This is a genomic window from Candidatus Providencia siddallii (genome assembly GCF_964026685.1).
Lineage (GTDB): Bacteria > Pseudomonadota > Gammaproteobacteria > Enterobacterales > Enterobacteriaceae > Providencia_A > Providencia_A siddallii_A.
On record NZ_OZ034688.1, the window covers coordinates 465712 to 489315 of the forward strand.

The 23604-nt window shown below is 20.6% G+C and carries 20 protein-coding genes and 1 other RNA gene; 9 read left to right on the forward strand and 12 right to left on the reverse strand.

Translation table 4 applies throughout. The features are described from left to right. Window positions 1–278: 278 nt before the first annotated feature. Together rpe and trpS are read left to right on the forward strand one after the other, a co-directional pair. A complete protein-coding gene (gene rpe, locus AAGD61_RS01970; RefSeq protein WP_341764782.1) occupies window positions 279–953 on the forward strand; it encodes a ribulose-phosphate 3-epimerase in 675 nt (224 codons plus the stop codon). An 87-nt stretch (window positions 954–1040) separates the two neighbouring features. Next, window positions 1041–2066 carry a tryptophan--tRNA ligase gene (gene trpS / locus AAGD61_RS01975; protein ID WP_341764783.1) on the forward strand — a complete coding sequence of 342 codons (1026 nt, stop codon included), beginning with the start codon at window positions 1041–1043 and terminating at the stop codon, window positions 2064–2066. A 169-nt stretch (window positions 2067–2235) separates the two neighbouring features. Here the strand turns inward: trpS and AAGD61_RS01980 are convergent, their stop codons facing one another. Then, the gene (locus AAGD61_RS01980; protein WP_341764784.1) at window positions 2236–2859 is read right to left on the reverse strand and encodes a Fe-Mn family superoxide dismutase; all 624 of its coding nucleotides are present in this window, start codon (window positions 2857–2859) and stop codon (window positions 2236–2238) included. Window positions 2860–3456: 597 nt separating this feature from the next. Further along, window positions 3457–3732, reverse strand: a complete 276-nt coding sequence (locus tag AAGD61_RS01985) for a GrxA family glutaredoxin (protein WP_341764785.1) — start codon at window positions 3730–3732, stop codon at window positions 3457–3459. A gap of 333 nt (window positions 3733–4065) precedes the next feature. On the opposite strand from AAGD61_RS01985, the gene gloB reads away from it, so the two are divergent. Then, the gene (gene gloB / locus AAGD61_RS01990) at window positions 4066–4821 is read left to right on the forward strand and encodes a hydroxyacylglutathione hydrolase (protein WP_341764786.1); all 756 of its coding nucleotides are present in this window, start codon (window positions 4066–4068) and stop codon (window positions 4819–4821) included. 488 nt (window positions 4822–5309) lie between these two features. Further along, window positions 5310–5513, forward strand: coding sequence for an HHA domain-containing protein (locus AAGD61_RS01995; protein WP_341764787.1), 204 nt, complete (start codon window positions 5310–5312; stop codon window positions 5511–5513). Window positions 5514–5558: 45 nt separating this feature from the next. Here the strand turns inward: AAGD61_RS01995 and ffs are convergent. The 6 genes from ffs to tig form a co-directional block, all read right to left on the reverse strand. Further along, an RNA gene (gene ffs, locus AAGD61_RS02000) (signal recognition particle sRNA small type) lies at window positions 5559–5653 on the reverse strand. Window positions 5654–6027: 374 nt separating this feature from the next. Then, entirely contained in the window at window positions 6028–7896 is a 1869-nt protein-coding gene (gene ppiD / locus AAGD61_RS02005) for a peptidylprolyl isomerase (protein ID WP_341764788.1), read from the reverse strand. A 431-nt stretch (window positions 7897–8327) separates the two neighbouring features. Then, window positions 8328–10733: an endopeptidase La gene (gene lon, locus AAGD61_RS02010; protein WP_341764790.1), complete on the reverse strand. Its 2406-nt coding sequence runs from the start codon at window positions 10731–10733 to the stop codon at window positions 8328–8330. Between the two features lie 131 nt (window positions 10734–10864). Continuing rightward, window positions 10865–12175, reverse strand: a complete 1311-nt coding sequence (clpX, locus tag AAGD61_RS02015; protein ID WP_341764791.1) for an ATP-dependent Clp protease ATP-binding subunit ClpX — start codon at window positions 12173–12175, stop codon at window positions 10865–10867. Between the two features lie 46 nt (window positions 12176–12221). After that, the gene (gene clpP / locus AAGD61_RS02020) at window positions 12222–12842 is read right to left on the reverse strand and encodes an ATP-dependent Clp endopeptidase proteolytic subunit ClpP (protein ID WP_341764792.1); all 621 of its coding nucleotides are present in this window, start codon (window positions 12840–12842) and stop codon (window positions 12222–12224) included. 262 nt (window positions 12843–13104) lie between these two features. Then, the gene (gene tig, locus AAGD61_RS02025) at window positions 13105–14394 is read right to left on the reverse strand and encodes a trigger factor (protein ID WP_341764793.1); all 1290 of its coding nucleotides are present in this window, start codon (window positions 14392–14394) and stop codon (window positions 13105–13107) included. 410 nt (window positions 14395–14804) lie between these two features. Here tig and AAGD61_RS02030 point away from each other — a divergent pair, with 410 nt between their 5' ends. Then, window positions 14805–15380, forward strand: coding sequence for a YajG family lipoprotein (locus AAGD61_RS02030; RefSeq protein WP_341764794.1), 576 nt, complete (start codon window positions 14805–14807; stop codon window positions 15378–15380). Window positions 15381–15509: 129 nt separating this feature from the next. After that, window positions 15510–16406, forward strand: coding sequence for a 2-dehydropantoate 2-reductase (gene panE, locus AAGD61_RS02035; RefSeq protein ID WP_341764795.1), 897 nt, complete (start codon window positions 15510–15512; stop codon window positions 16404–16406). Between the two features lie 39 nt (window positions 16407–16445). Here panE and thiI read toward each other — a convergent pair whose 3' ends face one another. Further along, window positions 16446–17897 carry a tRNA uracil 4-sulfurtransferase ThiI gene (gene thiI / locus AAGD61_RS02040; RefSeq protein ID WP_341764796.1) on the reverse strand — a complete coding sequence of 484 codons (1452 nt, stop codon included), beginning with the start codon at window positions 17895–17897 and terminating at the stop codon, window positions 16446–16448. 182 nt (window positions 17898–18079) lie between these two features. Between thiI and xseB the strand changes: the two genes are divergently transcribed. The 3 genes from xseB to dxs all read left to right on the forward strand — a co-directional run bounded on the left by xseB (window position 18080) and on the right by dxs (window position 21256). Further along, complete coding sequence (xseB, locus tag AAGD61_RS02045) at window positions 18080–18328, forward strand: exodeoxyribonuclease VII small subunit (RefSeq protein ID WP_341764797.1); 249 nt, start codon at window positions 18080–18082, stop codon at window positions 18326–18328. 3 nt (window positions 18329–18331) lie between these two features. Then, window positions 18332–19246: a (2E,6E)-farnesyl diphosphate synthase gene (gene ispA / locus AAGD61_RS02050; protein WP_341764798.1), complete on the forward strand. Its 915-nt coding sequence runs from the start codon at window positions 18332–18334 to the stop codon at window positions 19244–19246. Window positions 19247–19393: 147 nt separating this feature from the next. After that, on the forward strand, window positions 19394–21256 hold the full coding sequence (gene dxs, locus AAGD61_RS02055) for a 1-deoxy-D-xylulose-5-phosphate synthase (protein ID WP_341764799.1): 1863 nt from the start codon (window positions 19394–19396) through the stop codon (window positions 21254–21256). A gap of 339 nt (window positions 21257–21595) precedes the next feature. Here dxs and AAGD61_RS02060 read toward each other — a convergent pair whose 3' ends face one another. From AAGD61_RS02060 to nusB, 3 genes are all read right to left on the reverse strand, one after another. After that, window positions 21596–22117 (reverse strand): phosphatidylglycerophosphatase A, encoded by a 522-nt coding sequence (locus tag AAGD61_RS02060; protein ID WP_341764800.1) that lies wholly within the window; start codon window positions 22115–22117, stop codon window positions 21596–21598. Continuing rightward, complete coding sequence (gene thiL, locus AAGD61_RS02065) at window positions 22083–23066, reverse strand: thiamine-phosphate kinase (protein ID WP_341764801.1); 984 nt, start codon at window positions 23064–23066, stop codon at window positions 22083–22085. The genes AAGD61_RS02060 and thiL overlap by 35 nt, the downstream gene beginning before the upstream one ends. A 78-nt stretch (window positions 23067–23144) precedes the next feature. Continuing rightward, the gene (gene nusB, locus AAGD61_RS02070) at window positions 23145–23561 is read right to left on the reverse strand and encodes a transcription antitermination factor NusB (protein ID WP_341764802.1); all 417 of its coding nucleotides are present in this window, start codon (window positions 23559–23561) and stop codon (window positions 23145–23147) included. Window positions 23562–23604: the final 43 nt, after the last annotated feature.

Below are 23604 nucleotides of genomic sequence, written 5' to 3' on the forward strand. Positions count from 1 at the left end.
TAAATACTTATATTTAATATATTATTTAAATATAAAATATATAAAATAATCATATGATAAATATGATATATTATATTAAATCAATGCTTAAGATATAAAAAAATAAAAATAAATAAAATTCTATAAAATATTTTTAAATACATATTTAAATGTAAAATTATTAAATATTTTAATATTATTTATAAATATAAAAAATTAATAATTTTATTAAATATTTTAATTTTAAATTTTTTTAATAAACAAAAATTTAAAATTAAAATGTATTCTTAGGATCAAATATGAAAAAATTTATTATTTCTTCATCTATTTTATCTGCTGATTTTGCACGTTTAGGAGAAGATATAAATAAAGTTCTTATAGCTGGTGCAGATAAAATACATTTTGATGTTATGGATAATCATTATGTGCCAAATTTAACATTTGGTCCACAAGTTTTTAAATCACTAAATGATTATGGAATTACAGCTCCAATAGATATACATCTAATGGTTAAACCAATTGATCGTATAATATATGACTTTATAAAAGTTGGTGCTAAACATATAATTTTCCATCCAGAAACAAGTAAAAATATTAAAAAAACTTTAGAATTAATTAAAGATTATGGATGCACTTCAGGATTAGCATTAAATCCAAAAACATCATTTAATTATCTTGAATCTGTAATGGATAAAATTAATACAATATTACTTATGTCTGTAAATCCTGGATTTGAAGGACAATTATTTATCCCAAATACATTAAATAAAATACGTCAACTTCGAAAAAAAATAAACGATAGTAAATATAAAATTAATTTAGAAATTGACGGTGGGATAAAAATAAATAATATTTTATCAATCGCAAACGCTGGAGCAAATATATTCGTTATAGGTTCTGCAATTTTTCATCAAAAAAATTATAAATATGTTATAGATGAAATAAACAATAAACTATTAAAAAACTCTAATTAAAATATTTTTTCTGATATTTTAATTAATAAAAAGTTATTAAATATATATAATATAAAATTATTTTAAAAATATAAATAAAATTAACAAATGAAAACTTTTATAAAAAAACAAATAGTATTTAGCGGTACACAACCTTCCGGTAAATTAACTATAGGTAATTATATAGGCGCTTTACGACAATGGGTTAAATTGCAAAATAATTACGATTGTATTTATTGTATAGCAGATCAACATTCTTTAACTATTAAACAAGATCCAAAAAAAATACATAAAAAAATATTTGATACTTTAGCAATATATTTAGCATGTGGTATAGAACCTAAAAAAAGTATTATCTTTACTCAATCTCATGTTCCACAACATTCGCAATTAAACTGGATATTAAATTGTTTTACGTATTTTGGTGAATTAACTAGAATGACACAATTTAAAGATAAAATAATTAAGCAAATTAAAAATATTAATTCTGGTTTATTTAATTATCCTGTTTTAATGGCATCAGATATATTAATTTATCAAACTAATAAAGTACCAGTTGGTATCGATCAAAAACAACATATTGAATTATGCAGAAATATTGCTAAACGTTTTAATAAAATATATGGAAAAATATTTTCCATACCAGAACAACTTATCGATTACGAAAATAATAAATCAACTATAATGGGATTACAAGAACCAACAAAAAAAATGTCTAAATCTGATTTAAATATAAACAATATAATAACTTTAATGGATAATCCAAAGATTATATCAAAAAAAATTAAATATGCTTTAACTGATTCTGAAAAACAAGAAAATAATATTTATTATGATATTAAAAATAAACCAGGAATTTCAAATTTATTAAATATTTTATCAGGATTTACTGGTAAAAAAATTACTGATTTGGAAAATGAATTTAAAGGTTATAAATATAATTTTTTAAAAAATACTGTATCTGATGTAATTTCTAATTTCTTAATTGAAATACAAAAACAATTTAATTACATTAGAAAAGATGAAATTTTACTTAAAGAAATTATAAAAAATGGAGCTCAAAAAGCAATTGAACGCGCACAAATTACTTTAAATAAAGTATATGAGATAATTGGTTTTATAAAAATACATTAATTTTATAATTTTTTATATAAATATAAAAAACAAATTTATATTTAATTAATATAAACATTCAATATAATAATGAAATTATAATTGATATATAATATAAAATTATCGCATTTACAAAATTAACAAATAGTAATTCTTAATTTTAATTACTATTTGTTATTAAATTTACAATTTATATTTTTAATTCAAATCTATTACTAGCTTCATACCAATTAATCACAGACCAAAACGTTTTTACATAATCAGAACGACGATTTTGAAATTTGAGATAATATGCATGTTCCCATAGATCTAAACAAAATATAGGATATTCATAATTTTCTAAAATATTTTTTTTCATTAATAATGTATCTTGATTATTTGTAGATACAATGTCTAATTTTTTATTACTTTTCAAAATTAACCATACCCATCCAGAACCAAAATGTTTTATAGCTATTTTTTCAAAATTTTCCTTAAAATTTTCAATACTACCAAAATTACAATTAATAGTTTCTTTTAATTTTCCTTCTAATACACTTCCTAATCCTAAACATTTCCAAAAAAAACTATGATTTAAATGGCCGCCTATATTATTACGTAATAATAAATATTTATCACAAGAAAGTATATTTAATTTTTCAATTAAATTATCAAATTCTAAATTAGAAAATTCAGGTAATTTTTTTAATTCAGAATTTATGTTATTAACATATGTTTGATGATGTTTAGTATAATGAATTTCCATAGTCATTTTATCAAAAAAAGGTTCTAACGCATCATATTTATATGATAATTCAGGTAATTTACAATTCATTTAATTCTCCATAACATATTAAAATATAATAATTTTATTATAAAAATATATATTTTGCTAAAATAATTTTATTAAAAAATATTTTATGATATATAAAATCAACATTTTAATATTATAAATTTAATTTTAAAAAAAATAAATTTTATTAATATATTTTAAAATAAATAAAACATAATTTTTCATTAATTAAAAAAAACAAAAAAAATATAAAATACTTTAAAATTTAATTGAATTATTTTAAAATATATTTATAAATTTTACTACAAAAAATTATTTATAATAAATAACATATATCAAAAAAATACTAAATTAATTTTTTACAGATACATTAATTATAAAAAATAATTGAATATTTAATATAAAATTAATATATTTATTTAAAATAAACCAAATATTTTAACAACGAATTTTCAACGCATCAATATTATAAAATTATTATTAATATTTTATTTTTTATTATCAACAAAATTGTTTTTAACAATATAAATAAATCAAATTAAAATAATTAATTTTATAATACAAAAATATTTTTTTTAAAACAATTAAATTATATTATTAATTTAATTAATAATAAAGTTATCATAATAATAATTATTATTATGATAACTTTATATCTTTTTTATTAATTGTTTTTTTTATATAAGTTTTAAATTCAGTAAACCCACCAATATATTTTTTATCAATAAAAATTTGTGGAATTGTTTCAATTTTTTTACCAACTATTTTAAATAATTCTTCTTCAGTTATACCTTCCGAATAAATATCAATAAATTTATAATCAAATCCACTATTTATACTTTTAATTTTTTCAGAAAGTTCTTTAGCAAAAATACAATATTTACAATTATTACTACCAAAAATAACAGCGTACATTTTATCTCCTTTTAAAAAAATATTTTATATTTCTTATAAAAAATAAAATTTATATAAAATATTTAAATAAGTAATTTATTTAAATTAAAAAAATATTTTATATAACACATAAAAATCAAAACTAATATTTAAATAAATAATATATATATTTTAAAAAATTATTTTTTTAAAAAACTACAAAATAACATTTAACAACTAATTATATATTATATACAATATTTTATATTTTATACTTTTTTTAATTTTTAATTAAAAATTAATATATAATAATATTTTTTACAAAAATTATATAATAAATTAATTATCTATGTAAATAATTAAAATCTATATATTATGAAATTAATACGAATACCAGCATTAAAAGATAATATAATTTGAATTTTATTAAATAATAATCAACAATGTATAATAATAGATCCTTCTGAATCTAAAAATGTATTAAAAATAATTATATCTAAACAACTAAATCCAATTGCTATTCTATTAACTCATCATCATAGCGATCATGTAAATGGTGTAATAAATATATTAAATATTTTTCCAAAAATATTAATTTTTGGACCAAAAGAAATTTTAAATCAAAAAATAACAAAATACGTTAACAATGATGATAAATTAAATTTTGATAATTTTAATATTAAAGTAATTTCATTACCAGGTCACACATTAGGACATGTTGCTTTTTATCAACCTCCATATTTATTTTCCGGTGATGTTTTATTTTCAGGAGGATGCGGACGTGTTGTTGACGGGACATATGAACAACTCTTTAATTCTATAAAAAAAATAACACTGTTACCAAATGATACAATTATTTGTTATGCTCACGAATATACGCTAAATAATTTAAAATTTGCTAAATATATTTGGCCAGAAAATAAAATAATTTCAAAATATCAAAAAAAAATAATTAAAAAAATTTTAAATAAAAAAAATATTTTTACAACTTTAAAAATAGAAAAAAAAATCAATATTTTTCTTCAATGTAATAATTTAAAATTACAAAAAAAATTACAAATTAAAAATCCTTCTGAAAAATCCATTTTTAGTTTTTTACGTAAATTGAAAGATAAATATTACATTTTTTAAAAATAATTTTTTTATAAAATATATCCATCAAAAAAATTATAAATATTTTATTTAATAAGAGTGCTTTTATTAAAAATAATATAATATTTAAAATAAATTAATATATTATTTTTTATATAATAGTATTTATTAAAAAAATAAATATAAAATTTAATAAAAACTTTTTATTTTTTTTATAAAAATATTAATGAAATTAATATAAAACTAAAATATACTTTTAAAATTACTATAAAAAAAATTGGATTTTATGAATTAATATATTAATGATATTTATAAAACATTTAAAATTATCATTTATAATACAAATTATTTATATTGTAATATTAATATATATTTTATATAATAAATGTCAATAAATGCATAAAAATTACATAATTATAAATAATTAATAAAATTTAATTTATTATTTTTATTTTTTATAATAAAAATATTTTTTAATAAATGTAATTATTAATTAATTTATAATTTTTATTAAAATAAAATAACGTATGACAAAATCAGATTATTTAATGCGCTTAAGAAAATGCACAACCATTAACACACTTGAACGTATTATAGAAAAAAACAAATACGAATTATCAGATGATGAATTAGAATTATTTAATTCAGCAGCAGATCATAGACTTGCAGAATTAACAATGAATAAACTTTATGATAAAATTCCTGCTTCAGTTTGGAAATTTGTTCGTTAATTTTTAAAAAAAATTTAAGTTTTAACGTATTTAAAATTTCGGAAATCTTGCTATATCAATCTCGTCGATATAAAATCAATTATGGCTGCTTTCTTCCGAACCTGACCTGATTAACTAATCAATATCACAAGCATACAACAAGACTTCCTTCTTTATTAAATCATTTTTATAACAAAATATCAATAGTAAAACCAATATTTTATTATTTTAATATACATTGATCATTTAATAAAATATATTAATAATACAATTAATTATGATTTTTAAAAAAATTATAATTTTTATTGCAATTTAGTTTTATTATTTCTTCATATATTATTTTACATAATTATATACTTTTAATCCAAAACTAAATATAAAACAAATAAATAATATATAAATTACTGTGATCTATAATATATAATACACTTATAAAAATTTAATAAATTTTATTAAATTAATATAGTATATACAATTATTTAAAATATAATATAATTATAAAAATAAATTATTTTATTTTTATAAAACAAATATACTATTTATTAACAAAAAATTTTATTTTTGCGTTTTGACGAAGATTTGACATAAAAATATCGTTAATTGTAAAATTCATGGCTTTTTGATATTCAGTTAATAATTGTTTTAATTCATATTTCGTTGGTTCATTTAAAATAATCTTATTAAGTTTTATAAGAACTAAATTTTCAAATTCATCACGAACAACAGTATAAGATGGATTATTTTTAACTGGAGGTGACATTTCCATAGTTGCATTAATAATTGCATTTTGTGAAATTAATCTAGAAACAATTTGTTTATTTGTAAAAAACATATTTAATTTTTTTAAATAAACATCACCTTTACCAATTTTAAAAGCATCTAATAATTTTTTACCTTCTTTTTTTAATTCTTCATTTGTTTTTTTTATTCTTATTAATTCATAAATTTCATTTTTTACTTCATTTAATAATTTTATATATTCATGTTTACGTTTTATTATATGAATAATGAATATTTTATTATCATTTTTAATATCAATTAAATCAAATCTTGTATTTTTTGATTTTTGTTTATTAATTTCTTTATCATCAAAAATCTTTTTAATAACTTTTGTAATATTTAACTCAGCAGGCGGGGTATTACGTCCAAACCAATTTGTTGTTTTAAATTTCAATTTATTAGTTTTAATTAAATATAATAATTTATTATCGTCATACAATGATTTACTAATATTGTATTTTAATTTATTAAATATTTTTATTCTTTTTTCTTCTAATAAAATATTTTTAATAAGATGTTTTACTGTAAATAATGGCTTTATTTTTTTTGGCTTTATATCAACTAAACTAAAAATAACATAATTTTCCTGTGACTTAATTGGAACAGAAAATTGACCTTTTTTTGTTAAATTAGCAGAAATAATTTCATTTGGTGTAGAATCCGCTTCCATCCATCCTATAATACCATTATTTTTTGCTGTAAATTTATCTGTCGATTTTTTTAATGCCAACAAAGCAAAATTTTCACCATTTTTTAATTTATTAACTATATCAATAGCTTCATTTTTTGAAGAAACTTGTATTAAACCATATTTTTTTTGCTCAGGAAATGTATATTTATTTAAATTTTTTTTATAATAAGATTTTATATCTTTATCTGATATTGTTAATTTTTGTATTTCTTTAGGATTTATATCTATATAATTAACTTTTACTTGTTCAGGTGAAACAAAAAAATTTTTATTTTTATCATAATATGTTTTAATTTCTTCTTCTAAAACTATTTGTTTTTTTTTAATATTAGAAAATGGCAAAATAGACGTATTTATTTCTCTTTTTTGCATGAATAATTTAGCATATTTTTTTATTTCTGAAGGTAATACAAAATCACTACCTATAAATGATTTAACAAAATAAGTACGAATAAGATTCATTCGAATCTGTTCAGCAAAGTCATCAGCATTAATATTATATTTATTTAGTATTTCACGATATTTATTACTATTAAAATGATTATTTTTAAAAAAAATTGGCATAGCAAAAATTATTTTTTCTATTTGTTTATCACTAACTGTAAAATTTAATTTTTTAGCATATTGATCTATCAATTCATTATTAATTAAATTATCCAAAACTTGATTACGTAATAAATTCATATTTTCTTCATTATTTATTACTTCTGAAAACCTATCACCTAAATATTCTTGTAATAATTTACGCTCTTGTTGAAAAGATTGCTGTAGTTGTTCATTTGTAATTTTTTGTCCGTTAACTTCTACTATTTTATTACTATGTTCATTAAAATTTTTTACCATAATACCTGTTATTATTAATGATAAAATCATTATAATTACTAATATTTTAATAAAAAAATTACTTCTTTTTTTATATATATTTTTAATCATAAATAAAATCCCAATTTTATTTTTTTTAAATGTATCTATAATTACATTTATTTATTTCATATAAATAATATAATTTTAAAATTAAACAGAAACGCACCATTTTATATGGTGCGTATATATATTAAAAATATTTCAAAAACACTTCATTAATTTTAAAAAAATATAAAAATTTAAATTTTTTCAATAAAATATATTAATATATAAAATATTAATATTTATAAAATTAATATTTTTTATAAAACTACATTAATAATTTTAAATATATTTATATAATATTTAATATATTTATTTTATTAATAATTATTAATTATTAACAAATCTACATTTTTAATAAAAATAATTAATAATTTAATATAAATATTAATTTAATACATAATAAAAATATAAAAAAACAATATTTACAAAATATTTAATTTAATATTTTGTAATTTTTAATAAGGATTATTTACAAAAGCTAAAAAAAATACTTCTTCAATTGTTTTAACTAAATGAATTTTAAAATTAGATATCGCATTTTTAGGAATTTCTTCAAGATCGCGTTTATTATCTTCTGGAAGAATAACAACTTTTATACCACCACGATGTGCTGCTAATAATTTTTCTTTTAAACCACCAATAGGTATTACCAAACCTCTTAAAGTAATTTCACCAGTCATAGCAACATCAGATCTAACAGGATTACCTGTTAAACAAGATACTAAAGCTGTTGACATTGCTATACCAGCACTAGGACCATCTTTTGGTGTTGCACCTTCAGGAACATGTACATGAATATCACATTTTTCATAAAAATCATCATTTATACCAAGTTTTTTAGCTCGAGCACGAACAACAGTTAAAGCTGTTTGAATAGATTCTTGCATAACTTCTCCGAGTGAACCTGTATAAGTTAATTTACCTTTTCCTGGAACACATGCAGTTTCAATAGTTAACAAATCACCACCAACTTCTGTCCAAGCTAAACCTGTTACTTGACCGATACGATTTTCAGTATCTGCTCTACCATAATCAAAACGATAAATACCTAAAAAATCTTTTAAATTGTCTATATTAATTTTTATTTGCTTTATATTTTTATCTGTTAAAAAAATTTTAACAGCTTTACGGCATAATTTTGAAATATCTCGCTCTAAATTACGAACACCTGCTTCTCGTGTATAGTAACGAATAATACCAATTAATGCACTATCATCAATAATCAATTCACCTTTTTTTAAAGCATTTCGACGTAATTGTTTTGACAAAAGATGTTTTTTAGCTATATTTAATTTTTCTTCTTCAGTATACCCCGATAATCTAATAACTTCCATTCTATCTAATAATGGTGCAGGTATCTTCATTGAATTTGATGTTGCTACAAACATAACATCAGAAAGATCATAATCAACTTCCAAATAATGATCATTAAAAGAAATATTTTGTTCTGGATCTAAAACTTCTAATAAAGCAAAAGCTGGATCACCACGCATATCAAAAGACATTTTATCAATTTCATCTAATAAAAACAAAGGATTTTTAACACCAACTTTTGCCATCTTTTGAATTAATTTACCAGGCATAGAACCGATATAAGTTCTTCGATGACCACGAATTTCTGCTTCATCACGAACACCACCAAGAGCCATGCGTGTATATTTACGACCAGTTGCTTTAGCAATAGACTGACCAAGTGATGTTTTACCTACACCTGGTGGCCCTACTAAACATAAAATAGGTCCTTTTATTTTATTTGATCTACTTTGAACTGCAAGATATTCTAAAATACGATCTTTTACATGTTTTAACCCATAATGATCAACATCAAGCATTTCTTGAGCTTTTATTAAATCTTTTTTTACTTTACTTCGTTTATACCATGGTACTTGTATTATCCAATCAATATAACTACGAACAACAGTTGCTTCAGCTGACATTGGTGACATCATTTTTAATTTTTGTAATTCTGATTCAGCTTTTTCTTTTACTTCTTTTGGCATTTTAGAATCTTCAATTTTACGTTTTAAAGATTCATATTCATCTGGAATATCATCCATTTCTCCAAGTTCTTTTTGTATAGCCTTAATTTGTTCATTTAAGTAATATTCACGTTGACTTTTTTCCATCTGTTTTTTTACACGATTACGTATACGTTTTTCAACTTGTAACATTTCAGTTTCAGTTTCCATGGTCAACATAAGAAACTCAACTCGTTTTTTTATATTTACCATTTCTAAAACTTTTTGTTTATCAATTAATTTCAATGGCATATGTGAAGCAATTGTATCAATTAATTTATCTAATTGATCATGATTTATCATATGTAATGAAGTAAGAACTTCATGTGGAATTTTTTTGTTTAATTTAATATAATTTTCAAATTGACTAATAATAGTACGATATAAAACTTCATTTCCTTTTTCATTAATAAATTTAGTTTTATAAAGTTCAGATTTTACTAAATCCGAATCATAAATTGTACTTAATATTGATTTTGTTAATTCTGGAGCTAAATATTCAGCTTGCGCTAAAAAATATTTACCATTATCAATTAAATTAATAATACGAGCACGTTTTAATCCTTCAACTAAAACTTTAACAGTACCGTCAGGTAATTTTAACATTTGAAGTACAAAAGACACTGTACCAACTGTAAATAAATCGTCAACACCAGGATCATCAGTTATAGCTTCTTTCTGTGCAACTAATATCACTTGTTTATCATTATTTATTGCAACTTCCAAACTATAAATAGATTTTTCACGACCAACAAATAAAGGAATAACCATATGAGGGTATACCACTACATCACGCAGAGGCAATACTGGCATTTCAAGACAATCGGAACGCTCTAGATTCATAAAGCTCTCTCTTCGTTTAGTTAACGTAGTAGTTTAATATTTTTGAATATAAAGTAAAATTACTTAAAAATAATAAAATAATAATTTTTAAAATAAACATAATGAACATAAAAAATTTTTAATAACTATAATTAATTATTTATAAAATTATTTTTAATTAAAACATTATCATTAAATTTTTGTTTTTTATTAGATTTTTCATAAAAATATAAAGGATCAGAATTATTATTAACTACATTTTCATCAATTAAAATTTTTTCAACTTTTTTTGTAGAGGGAACATCATACATAGTATTTAACAATATGTTTTCAAGAATAGAACGAAGTCCTCTTGCTCCTGTTTTATGTAATAATGCTTTTTGAGCTATAGCTTTAATAGCATTATCACAAAATTCAAGTTTAATTCCATCCATTGCAAATAAAGTTTTATACTGTTTTATTAATGCATTTTTAGGTTTCTTTAAAATTTGAATTAAAGTATTTTCATTTAATTCATCTAAAGATATAATAATAGGAAGACGACCAATAAATTCAGGAATCAAACCAAATTTAATTAAATCTTCAGTTTCTATTTTAGATAATAATTCATTTTTTGTCTTTATACTAGATTCATTTTTAAGATTTGCAGCAAAACCAATACCAAAAGACATATTTAAACGACGTTTTATAATTTTATCCAAACCAATAAAAGTACCACCACAAATAAATAAAATTTTAGAAGTATCAACTTGTAAAAAATCTTGTTCTGGATGTTTTCTTCCACCTTTTGGCGGGACTGAAGCAATAGTACCTTCAATAATTTTTAACAAAGCTTGTTGTACACCTTCACCTGAAACATCACGAGTAATTGATGGGTTGCTTGATTTACGAGAAATTTTATCAATTTCATCTATATAAATAATCCCACGTTCAGCTTTTTTAACATCATAATTACACTTTTGTAATAATTTTTGAATTATATTTTCAACATCTTCTCCTACATAACCAGCTTCTGTTAATGTAGTTGCATCTGCTATTGCAAAAGGTAAATCTAAATAACGCGCTAACGTTGTAGCTAATAATGTTTTACCACTTCCTGTAGGTCCAATTAATAATACATTACTTTTATCTAATTCAACTTCATTTTTTTGTTCATAATAATGAAATAAACGCTTATAGTGATTGTAAACTGTTACAGCTAACATTTTTTTAGCTTGTTCTTGTCCAATTACATAATTATCAAGATAAGTTTTAATTTTATATGGTACTGGAAAACCATTTTTTTTAAAATTAAAAATAAAACTATTATGATCTTTATTAATAATTTCTATGAATAAATTTACACATTCATCACAAATATAAACTAAAATTCCTGCAATTAATTTTCTTACTTCATTCTGACTTTTTCCGCAGAAAGAACAAGATAAAATTTTTTTTATTCCTTCTTTGCGTTTATCTATCATCAATTAACCTCATAAATTATTACTATGTTAAATAATACAATAAATATTAACGATAATTATATATTTTATCTACTAAACCATATTCTTTTGCTTCATTAGAAGATAAAAAACAATCACGTTCTGTATCATAATTTATTTTTTCAATAGATTGACCTGTATGATAAGCCATTAATTCATTTATTTTTTGTTTTATTTTTACAATTTCTTTAGCATGAATTTCAATATCTGTTACCTGTCCATTATAACAACCTATAGGTTGATGAATCATAATTTTTGAATTTGGTAAACAAAAACGTTTTCCTTTAGTCCCAGCACATAATAAAAATGCACCCATTGAACAAGCTTGACCAATACAAATAGTACTAACATCAGATTTTATAAATTGCATAGTATCATAAATTGACATACCGGAAGTAATTATTCCACCAGGTGAATTTATATAAAGTTGAATGTCTTTATCAGGTCCTTCTGATTCAAGAAATAACATTTGTGCAATAATTAAATTTGCTAATCCATCTTCTATTTGTCCAGTTAAAAAAATAATACGTTCCTTTAATAAACGCGAATAAATATCAAATGAACGTTCACCAATAGATGTCTGTTCAATAACCATAGGGATAAGATTATTTTGAAAATATTGTTTTTTACTATCATAAAAATAAGACATCAAAAACTCCTAATAAAAATTTATAATTATTTTTTTGTAAAAAAATTACATATTATTATTTTATATTTATCAAAATAATATATGATAAATAATATACTTTATAAAAAATTTTATAAATTTTTAAAATATTTATTAATATATAAAAACTTTTTAAACAAAAAAATATTTATATTCAATAAAATATTTTTTTAAAATATTTTAAATAAAAACTTTTATATAAATAAACAAATAATACCAAATTATAAATTATTTTAGTATTTTATTAATCGAATAAATTAGTTTTATTTATAAAATCATCAAAATTGATTTTTATTTCATTAATTTTTACAATTGACAATATGCTTTCAATAGCTTGTTTTTCTAAAACTAAATTACGAATATTATCTATATTTTTTTCATTATTAATTAATTTTTTTGAATCTTTATTTTTAAATAAATTTTTATTAATTAAAGTTTTAACACGTTCTTCATCTACTATAAGTTGATTTTTATCAATAATTTCCCTTATTATAAAATTATCAATAACATTTTGTCTTATATATTTTTCTAACGTTTTATACGAAAAATTTTTAATTTTTTGTTTATTTTTATTTATAAAAAAATTTTTATTTAAAAAATTATCAATTTCTTGTTTTATTAAAAAAGAAGAAAATGAAAATTTATTAATTTTATTTAAAATACTTAAAATTTGTTTTTTAATAGATTTATAAATCAATTCTTCTAATTCATGTTCTATATTAAGACGTAATTTAAATTTTAAACTATCTAAAGAATTATCGGTAACACCAAATTTTTTTATAAAATCTTCAGTAAAATTAGGTATATCACATTGTTCTATTTTTTTTAAAGTTATACTATATTTAATATTTTTACCTTTTATATCTTTAATATGATAATCTTTAGGAATTTTAATTTTTATATCAAATTTTTCGCCTACTTTACGACCAATAATAGATTTTTCAAAATCTAACAACATTTTACCAATACCAATAATTAATACAAAATCTTTAGCACTATTACAACTAAATTCTTTATCATCAATATAACCAACATAATCAATTGTTATCCGTGAACAAAATGATGCTTTTTTAACATTTTTCCATTTCGCTTGATTCATATATAATTTTTCTAATACAATACTTAAATCTTCATTATTTATGGAAATAACATATTTTTTAATTTCAAATTTTTCTATTCCTTTTAATTTTATTTCAGGAAAAATTTCAAATTCAGCAGAATAAATTAAATCTTTGTTTTTATCAAATTCGATTAAATGATAACTAGGATCATTAGATATTTTAATTTTTTGTTCAAAAACTATTTTAAAAAAATTTTGTTGCATTACATTTACTAAAACATCTTGTGTAATATTTTTTTTATATAATTGTTTTACAATATTAATTGGAGCCTTACCTTTACGAAAACCATTTATTTGTACTTTTTTAGCAATAAAAAGAAGTTCATTATTTATTTTTTTTTTAATTTCTAAAGAAGGTATTGTAATAGTTATAGAACGTTTTAATCCATTAATAACATCTATAGAAACTTGCATTTTTCACCTCAAAAATAAATCTTTACTAAATAAAATCTTTATTAATTTTATAATTAAATTATAATTTTTTTTAAAATTTAAATTACAAAATTATAATTTAAAATTATATTAATATTTTAATAATTTCAAATTATTCAAAATTAATTATATTAATACCAAAACATAAAATATTAATTTATATTTATTATAACATAGTTTTACTTATACTAAAAAAAACAATTTTTTAATTTTCATTAAAAAATATTAACAAATATATTTTTACTTCTAATTTGATAAATTAAATATTACTGTAAAAATTACAAATTATATAACATATTTAAAATTTTTTATTTAATTTTATATTGATTTAATATCATTATACATATAAAATTTAATTTAAAATACAAAACTAAAATTAAAAATTTAAAATTATGTTAAAAAAAATTTATTTATTTATTTTTATATTATTTATTACTACTAGTTGTTCACAAAAAAGACATGTTGTATCTCTTGAACCTAAAATTATATTGCCTATTCAAAAAATATTTTCAAATTCTACTTCAATTAATATAAATATCATTGACAATAGAGTTAAAAAATTTTTAAGCGAAATTAATCATAATGGTAAATTATTAACTATTAATTTATCTCGTGATCCTACTTATCTAATGAAAGAAGTAATTGAAAAACAAATGATAGCCCGTGGATTAAAAATAAAATCACCTTCACATTTTAATGTATTTGTTCAATTTAATAAATTAGAAGCAAAAATATATGAAGGAACTTTACATCACAATATAATTGTAAATTCAAGCATAAATTTAATAATTACGGCTCCAAACGGGTTAATAAAAACTCGTTCATATACAAGAAAATTTAGCACACAAGAATTACTATCGGCAAATAATATAAAAATTCAAAATGCAGTAAATAATACATTAACAGATTTAATCAGTGATATGGCTAATGATCAAGAAATACTAGATTTTATAAATCAAAATCTATAATATATTTTCTTAAAATTATCTTTTTTAAAAAATTAAATTTTAAACATTTAACATATATAACATTATATTATAAAAAAACAAATTTTTATCAAAAAAATAATATTTTATAAATGCATATCTTAAAAAATAATGAAAATAACTGTTATTGGTTGTGGTTCAATTGGGAAAATATTATTAGCACATCTTACTTTATGCGGGCATAATACACAAGGTTGGATAAAATCAAAATTAAAATCTAATTTTTTTGTATATGTAAAAAAATATAATATAGATTTTTTTCAAAAACCAATTATATGTAATAAAATAAATCATTTATCTAATAGCAAATTAATTATAGTTTGTTTGAAAGCATGGAACATATCTAACGTTATTTTACCATTACTTCAAATTATCCCAAAAAATACAGCTATTTTATTACTACATAATGGAATGGGTGTTTTTGATAAAATAAATGAATTAGATCATCCATTTTTAGTTGGCGTAACTACACATGCAGCATGGCAAAAAAATAACAAAGTTTTTCACGTAACAAATGGAGTAACAGATATAGGACCAATAAATAAAGCTGCAAAATCTTTCTGTTATATAGCTAATATTTTAAATAAAGCAATACCAATTGTAAATTGGCATGATCAAATATCAACTATATGCTGGCGTAAATTAGCAGTTAATTGCGTAATAAATCCACTTACAGTTATCTACAATTGTAAAAATGGTGATTTAAAACAATATAAAAAACAAATAAATAATATAATCTTTGAAATTCATCAAGTTATGATTAAATGTGGAATTATAATAAACAAAAACAAATTAATTGAATATATATATGATACAATTAACAAAACAACAAATAACTATTCATCAATGTTACAAGATATCAAAAACAATAAAAAAACTGAAATCGATTATATTACTGGTTACATAATAAAACAAGCAAAAAAATACAACATAAAAACACCAAAAAATAACTATTTATACTATTTTATAAAAAAAATAGAAAATGTAAAATTAAAATACATAAAATAAACAATAATTTTATATATTCAAAAATACTTAAAATTTCAATTAAGGTCGATAAATTTTTATGTTAAAAAATCCTTTTTCATTAAGAATTAAAGCTTGCAGACGACTCATAATACCGCGTTCACAATATAATAAATAAGTTTTGTTTTTTGGTAAAATAGGAAATTGTGTATTCAATTTATAAAATGGTATATGTTTTATTTCTACTCCTTTTATAAATAAAGGTTTAGTTTTATATTCATCTATTGTTCTTATATCTAAAATAATTTCATTTTTTGAAAAAATTTTATTAACTACTTCAACTTTTAAATTTACTTTTATTTTTTTAAAAAAAAATTGATTAAAATCAACATATTCAACACTTTTAATTGCAACATCTAAAATATTATAATCAATTTTATTTTCTTCTGTTTCAATAGAAGATTGAATTGCTTTTGCTGTTTGTTTTTTTAAAAATTTTGTACAATATTCAGGTATATTTTTCGTAAATTTTTCTGTTCCAATCTTACGAGATATTTCAATAATAACTTCTTTGTCATAAGCAATTAATGGTCTTAATACAATTAAACTCGAAATATTATTTATAATATTTAAATTAATTATTGTTTGACTAGAAACCTGACCTAATGACTCACCGGTTGCTATTGCTTGTATATTATAATGTTTTGCTATTTTAGATGCAGCTTTTATCATCATACGTTTTAAAATTATACTGATTTGATCAGATTTTACCTTTTTAATAATCTCAGAAACTAAAAATTTAAAATCTATAATAAAAAATTTGACATTATGAGTGCTACCAAAACGTTTCCATAAATAATATGCTATTTCTTTTACTTTTATTTCATATTCGATATTTCCTATATTAAAAAAACAATAATGTACACAACAACCACGACGAATTAACATATAACTAGAAACACATGAGTCAATACCACCTGAAATTAATGATAAAACATTTTCTTGAGTTCCAATTGGAAAACCACCTATCCCATTAAAACGAGATTTTACTATAAATAAAATATTATCTTTTATCTCTAAATGTATAGTAATATCTTGATTTTTTAATTTTACAATAGATGATTTTATAGAATTATTTAACATAAAACCAATATAACTTTCAGCTTCAATAGAAGAAAACTTATGTTTTCCTTTACGTTTTACACGAACACAAAATGTTTTATTTTTTAATTGAATTGAATAAATTGAATACACTTCTTTAAAAATATCATCAAGATTCAAAAACGTTTTTTTTTCTACTTCTAAAAAATAATTGATACCAGGAATACGAGTAAGTTCATCGCATATTTTATCATATTTTGATAAATCATAAATGTATACTTCAATATAATCCCATTTGCGAACAACTAATATTTCTTTACTAATCTTCTTTAATATATTATTAATATTATTAGTAAGAGTTCTAATAAAATATAATCTAACTGATTTACTTTTTATAGTTATTTCTGAAAATAACTTAATAATAAAATTCATAGTTAACTTAAAATTATAATAATTAGTAATTATATAAAATAACTTAGTATTTCATATATAAAATACCATAAAATATTTTATTTTCTTGATAAAGAATAATAATAAATTGTAAGTATATAAATACTAAGTTAATCTTATATGAAATTAATTCTATCAAATGATATAATACTAAGGATTAAAATATGACAAAAGAAAAAAATAAACAAACTCAAATTAGTTTTGAAAATTCACTTAAAGAACTTGAAGATATTGTTACATTACTAGAATCTGGAAAATTATCACTAGAAGAAGCTATTAATAAATTTGAACAAGGTATTAAAATTGTTAAAACAGGACAAGATATTTTACAAAAAGCAGAACAACGAGTACAAATTTTACTAAGCGATAATGAAAATAAATCACTTGAAAATTTTCAACCTAACATACAATAAATTATGCCTGAAAAAAAAATAAAAAGTTTCAATTTTTATCAAAAACAAATTTATAATAGAATAAACAATTATTTATTAACTTTTCTTAATAAATTACCTTTGGTTAATTCAAAATTAATAGAAGTAATTAAATATGGCACGTTATTAGGCGGTAAACGATTACGTCCATTTTTAACATATGCTGTAGGCTCTATGTTTGGAATAAGCAAAAAAAAATTAGATGCCCCTGCAGCAGCTGTTGAATGTATTCACGCATATTCTTTAATTCATGATGATTTACCATCAATGGATAATGATTTTCAACGACGTAATAAACCAGCTTGTCATATTAAATATGGTGAAGGAATTTCTATTTTAGCTGGTGATTCATTACAAGCATTAGCATTTCATTTGCTCTCTACAGCACAAATATCTAATATAAATAATATGGATCGTATAAAAATGATATCTGAACTAGCACAAGCAAGTGGTATTATTGGTATGTGTGGTGGACAATCATTAGATCTTTATACAAAAAATAAAAATATTAACTACGAACAACTTAAATATATTTATAAACATAAAACAGTAGCACTTATTCGAGCTGCTGTTCGCTTAGGAGCTTATGCAGCTGGATCAATTAGTAATAAATTAATACCAATTTTAGATAAATATTCTGAATCTTTTGGATTAGCATTTCAAATTCAAGACGATATTTTAGATTTTTTATATGATAAAAATAAAATAACAAAAAAACAACAATATAATTTTAAAAATTATAAATGTACTAATATAACAAAACTTGAATCAAAATTATCTAAAAAAATACATGAATTATATCAAGATGCTCTATTAACTTTAGAAACTATTCAAAGTTATAGTTATAATACAAATATGTTAAAAGCTATAACAAATTTTGTTATAAAACATAAAAATTAAAATTATTCTTTTCAACTTTAACATATATAAAAAATAATTACAACATTTACTTAGTTATATAAAAAAAATAAAATAAATTTTTTATAAATAAAAATTTTTATATTGATAATATAACTTGATATTTTTTAGTTATAAATGAGCATCTAAATGATTGATACTATTAAATATCCAACACTATCTATTATAGAAACACCTAATGATTTACGTTTGTTACCTAAAAAAAGTTTACCTAAACTTTGCGACGAACTTAGACAATTTTTACTTAACAGTGTTAGCAAATCTAGCGGACATTTTGCATCAGGACTTGGTGCTATTGAAATAACAGTTGCAACACATTATATTTATAATACTCCTTTCGATAGTTTAATTTGGGATGTTGGGCATCAAGCTTATCCACATAAAATTTTAACTGGACGTCGAAATAAAATAGATACAATTCGTAAAAAAAATGGTTTACATGCGTTTCCATGAAGAAATGAAAGTGAATATGATGTACTTAGCGTTGGACATTCATCAACATCTATAAGTGCTAGTTTAGGTATAGCTATTACTGCGCAAAAAGAAAATATAAATCGAAAAACAGTTTGTATAATTGGAGATGGGGCTATTACAGCAGGTATTGCATTTGAAGCTATGAATCACGCAGGAGATATAGCACCTAATATGTTAATCATTTTAAATGATAATGATATGTCCATTTCTGAAAATGTAGGAGCTTTAAATAATCATTTATCCAATTTACTTTCTATAACTATATACAATAATACACAATATAAAAACAGAAAAAAAACTTTTATTAATATTCAACAAACAAAAAATTTTTTTAAAAAAAATAATAACATTAAAAATGCAATTCCACCTGGAATAATGTTTAAAGAACTAGGATTTAATTATACAGGTCCTGTAGATGGACATGATGTAATTAAATTAACAAAAATTTTAAAAAAAATACGAAACTTAAATGGTCCTCAATTTTTACATATTTTAACAAAAAAAGGTCGTGGATATGAACCTGCTGAAAAAGACCCAATTAGTTGGCACTCTGTACCAAAATTTGATCTAAGTACATATAGCTTACCAAAAATTAAAGAAACAACACCTACATTTTCAAAAATATTTGGAGACTGGTTATGTGAAGTAGCAAAAAACGATAAAAAATTAATAGCAATTACACCAGCAATGTGTGAAGGATCAGGAATGGCTATTTTTTCAAAAAAATATCCAAAACAATATTTTGATGTTGCTATAGCTGAACAACATGCTGTTACATTTGCTGCTGGGTTAGCTATAGGAGGATATAAACCGATAATTGCTATTTACTCAACTTTTTTACAACGTGCATATGATCAAGTTATTCATGATATAGCAATACAAAAATTACCAATAATGTTTGCTATTGATCGTGCCGGTATTGTTGGAGGTGATGGTGAAACCCATCAAGGATCATTCGATATTTCATTTTTACGATGTATCCCAACAATGATTATTATGACTCCAAGCGATGAAAACGAATGTCGTTTGATGTTACACACTGGTTATCACTATAAAAATGGACCAACAGCTGTACGTTATCCTAGAGGTATAGGTACTGGTACAAAATTACAACCATTAAAACAATTATCTATTGGAAAAGGAGTTATACGACGACAAGGTAAAAAAATAGCAATACTATGTTTCGGAACTCTTTTAAAAAATGCTTTAAAAGCAGCAAATAAATTAAACGCAACAGTTGTAGATATGCGTTTTGCTAAACCACTTGATAAAATATTAATTTTAAAAATAATAAATAATCATAGTATATTAGTCACATTAGAAGAAAATGCAATAATTGGTGGAGCCGGCAGTGGTGTAAATGAATTTTTATTACAAGAAAAAAAAATATTGCCAATCCTAAATTTAGGATTACCTGATTCTTTTATTCCGCAAGGAGATCAAGAAGAATTAACTATAGATCTTGGTTTGGATTCCAACGGGATAATAAAATCAATTAATAATTATTTAAAAAAATAAATATTAACCTTTTGTTTTTTTTTAATAATTTATTATATTATTGATAATATAATAAATTTGTTTTTATCAAAAAAATACTAAATTAAAATTAAATATCAATAGTTTTATTAAAAAATTAAAAAAAATAAAATATATAAAACTAAAACAATATTAAATCATACATATTATAATATTATTCAAAAAACAAAAAATATAAAATACTTTGTTTTTATATAAAATAATTAATTTAATTATATTAAATTTTAATTTTTCAATAAAATATCTTAATAAAATATAAATTTTATATAAAAAAATTTTATCTAAAATATTATAACTTATAGTAATAATACTATGTTATATTTAAAATATTAATAATATATTATTATATATATAAATAATTACACATGAAAAAATTGCTGCAATAATATCATCAATCATAATACCAAAACCATTTATAACTTTTTTATCAAAAAAACAAATTGGCCATGGTTTTAATATATCAAAAACACGAAAAACAAAAAAAGCAATGAAAATTCACTTAAATTCAATACTAGGAATACTCATTAATGTTATCCAAATACCTATAAATTCATCAAATACTATACTATAATGATCATGAATCTTAATATTATTTTGTTTACAAAATATACAACCAATAAAAAAACCAATTATTATTACAATCCAAATTGTAAAAGTAGAAAATATTTTTGTCATTAAAATCCAAAAAAATATTGCAATAAAAGTTCCAAATGTCCCAGAAAATTTTGGAAATAATAACCCACTACCAAAACCTGTTACAACTATATAAAATATATTTTTTATATTTAATATTTTTTTTATTTTTTTACTAATTTTTATTAATAATAAAATGTTCAAAACCATTAAAAGTTATATCAACTTCTTCATTGTTATAATAGTAACGAATACCATTAGATTGCGATTTTATTGTACCGATACAAGTAAAATCAACACTAAAACGTTTTAATGTTGTTTCTAATAAATCTTTATTAACTTTAGATATTGTAAAACATAATTCATAATCATCACCACCACTTAATGACCATAAACGATTTTGTTCAAATGTAGTATTTTGTTTTAATGCTTCTGATTGAGGTAAATTATTAATATCAATACACGCACCACAACAACTTGCATTTAAAATATGTTTTATATCAGAAACCAAACCATCAGAAATATCAATAGCTGAAGATGCGATATTCCGTAAAATTTTACCTTCTAAAATACGTGCTTTAGGTCTTAAATAACGATTAATTAAATATTTTTTATAAAATGTATTTTCAACTTTTAATTCATTTTTTAAAATAGCAAGACCGGCAGCACTATCACCTAGTGTACCAGTAATATAAATAAAATCTCCATTTTGTGCACCAGATCTAGATAATTCCATTCCAATTGGAATATAACCATAAACAGTATACGTTATGCTCATAGGTCCACGAGTAGTATCACCACCAATTAATTGCATTCCATAATAATTTAATTGTTTAAAAAAAATATTACTAAAATTTTCTATCCAATTAAAATCTATAAAAGGTAAAGTGATAGCTAAAGATATCCAAACAGGATCAGCCCCCATAGCAGCAAGATCACTTAAACTTGAAGCTAATGTTTTATAAGCAATATCATCTGGTGAAATATTAGGTAAAAAATGAATACCAGAAACAAATGTATCCGTACTAATTGCTAATTGTTGTTTATCTGGTATCACAACAACAGCACAATCATCTCCGATACCAATATTTACATCTCGCCTATTCTTTTTTTGACGATCAAAATAATCCCAAATAAGATTAAATTCACTATATAACATTATAATTTTCCATTTTAAAAAAAATTATTTTATAAATTTATTTATTTTATATTAATTATATAAAATATAATAACTAGTTTATTTTTCACGATTAATTATATGAATTATTTTATCTAATACACCATTAATAAATTTATAACTATATTCAGATCCAAAAATTTTAGCTAATTCAATACCTTCATTAATTATAACTTTATAAGGTATATCTTTACGATAAATTAATTCATATATTGAAAGACGTAAAATTGCTTTTTCTATTTGTCCTAAATTATTAAAATCACGAGATAACAAAGGTATCATTAAACTATCAAGTTTTCTTACATTATTTGTAATTCCAAAAATTAATTCATAAAAATAAGTTGTATCAATATTTGATATTGTGCATTCATCACTAAAATCATATTCAATTTTAGTAATTGGATTTTTAGAAATTTGCCACGAATAAATTATTTGTACTACACGTTTTCGAGCTCGAGTACGAGCAATAAGTTTCATTATTTTCCTCTTAAAAAAGAGATATAAAAATAATTTATTTGAT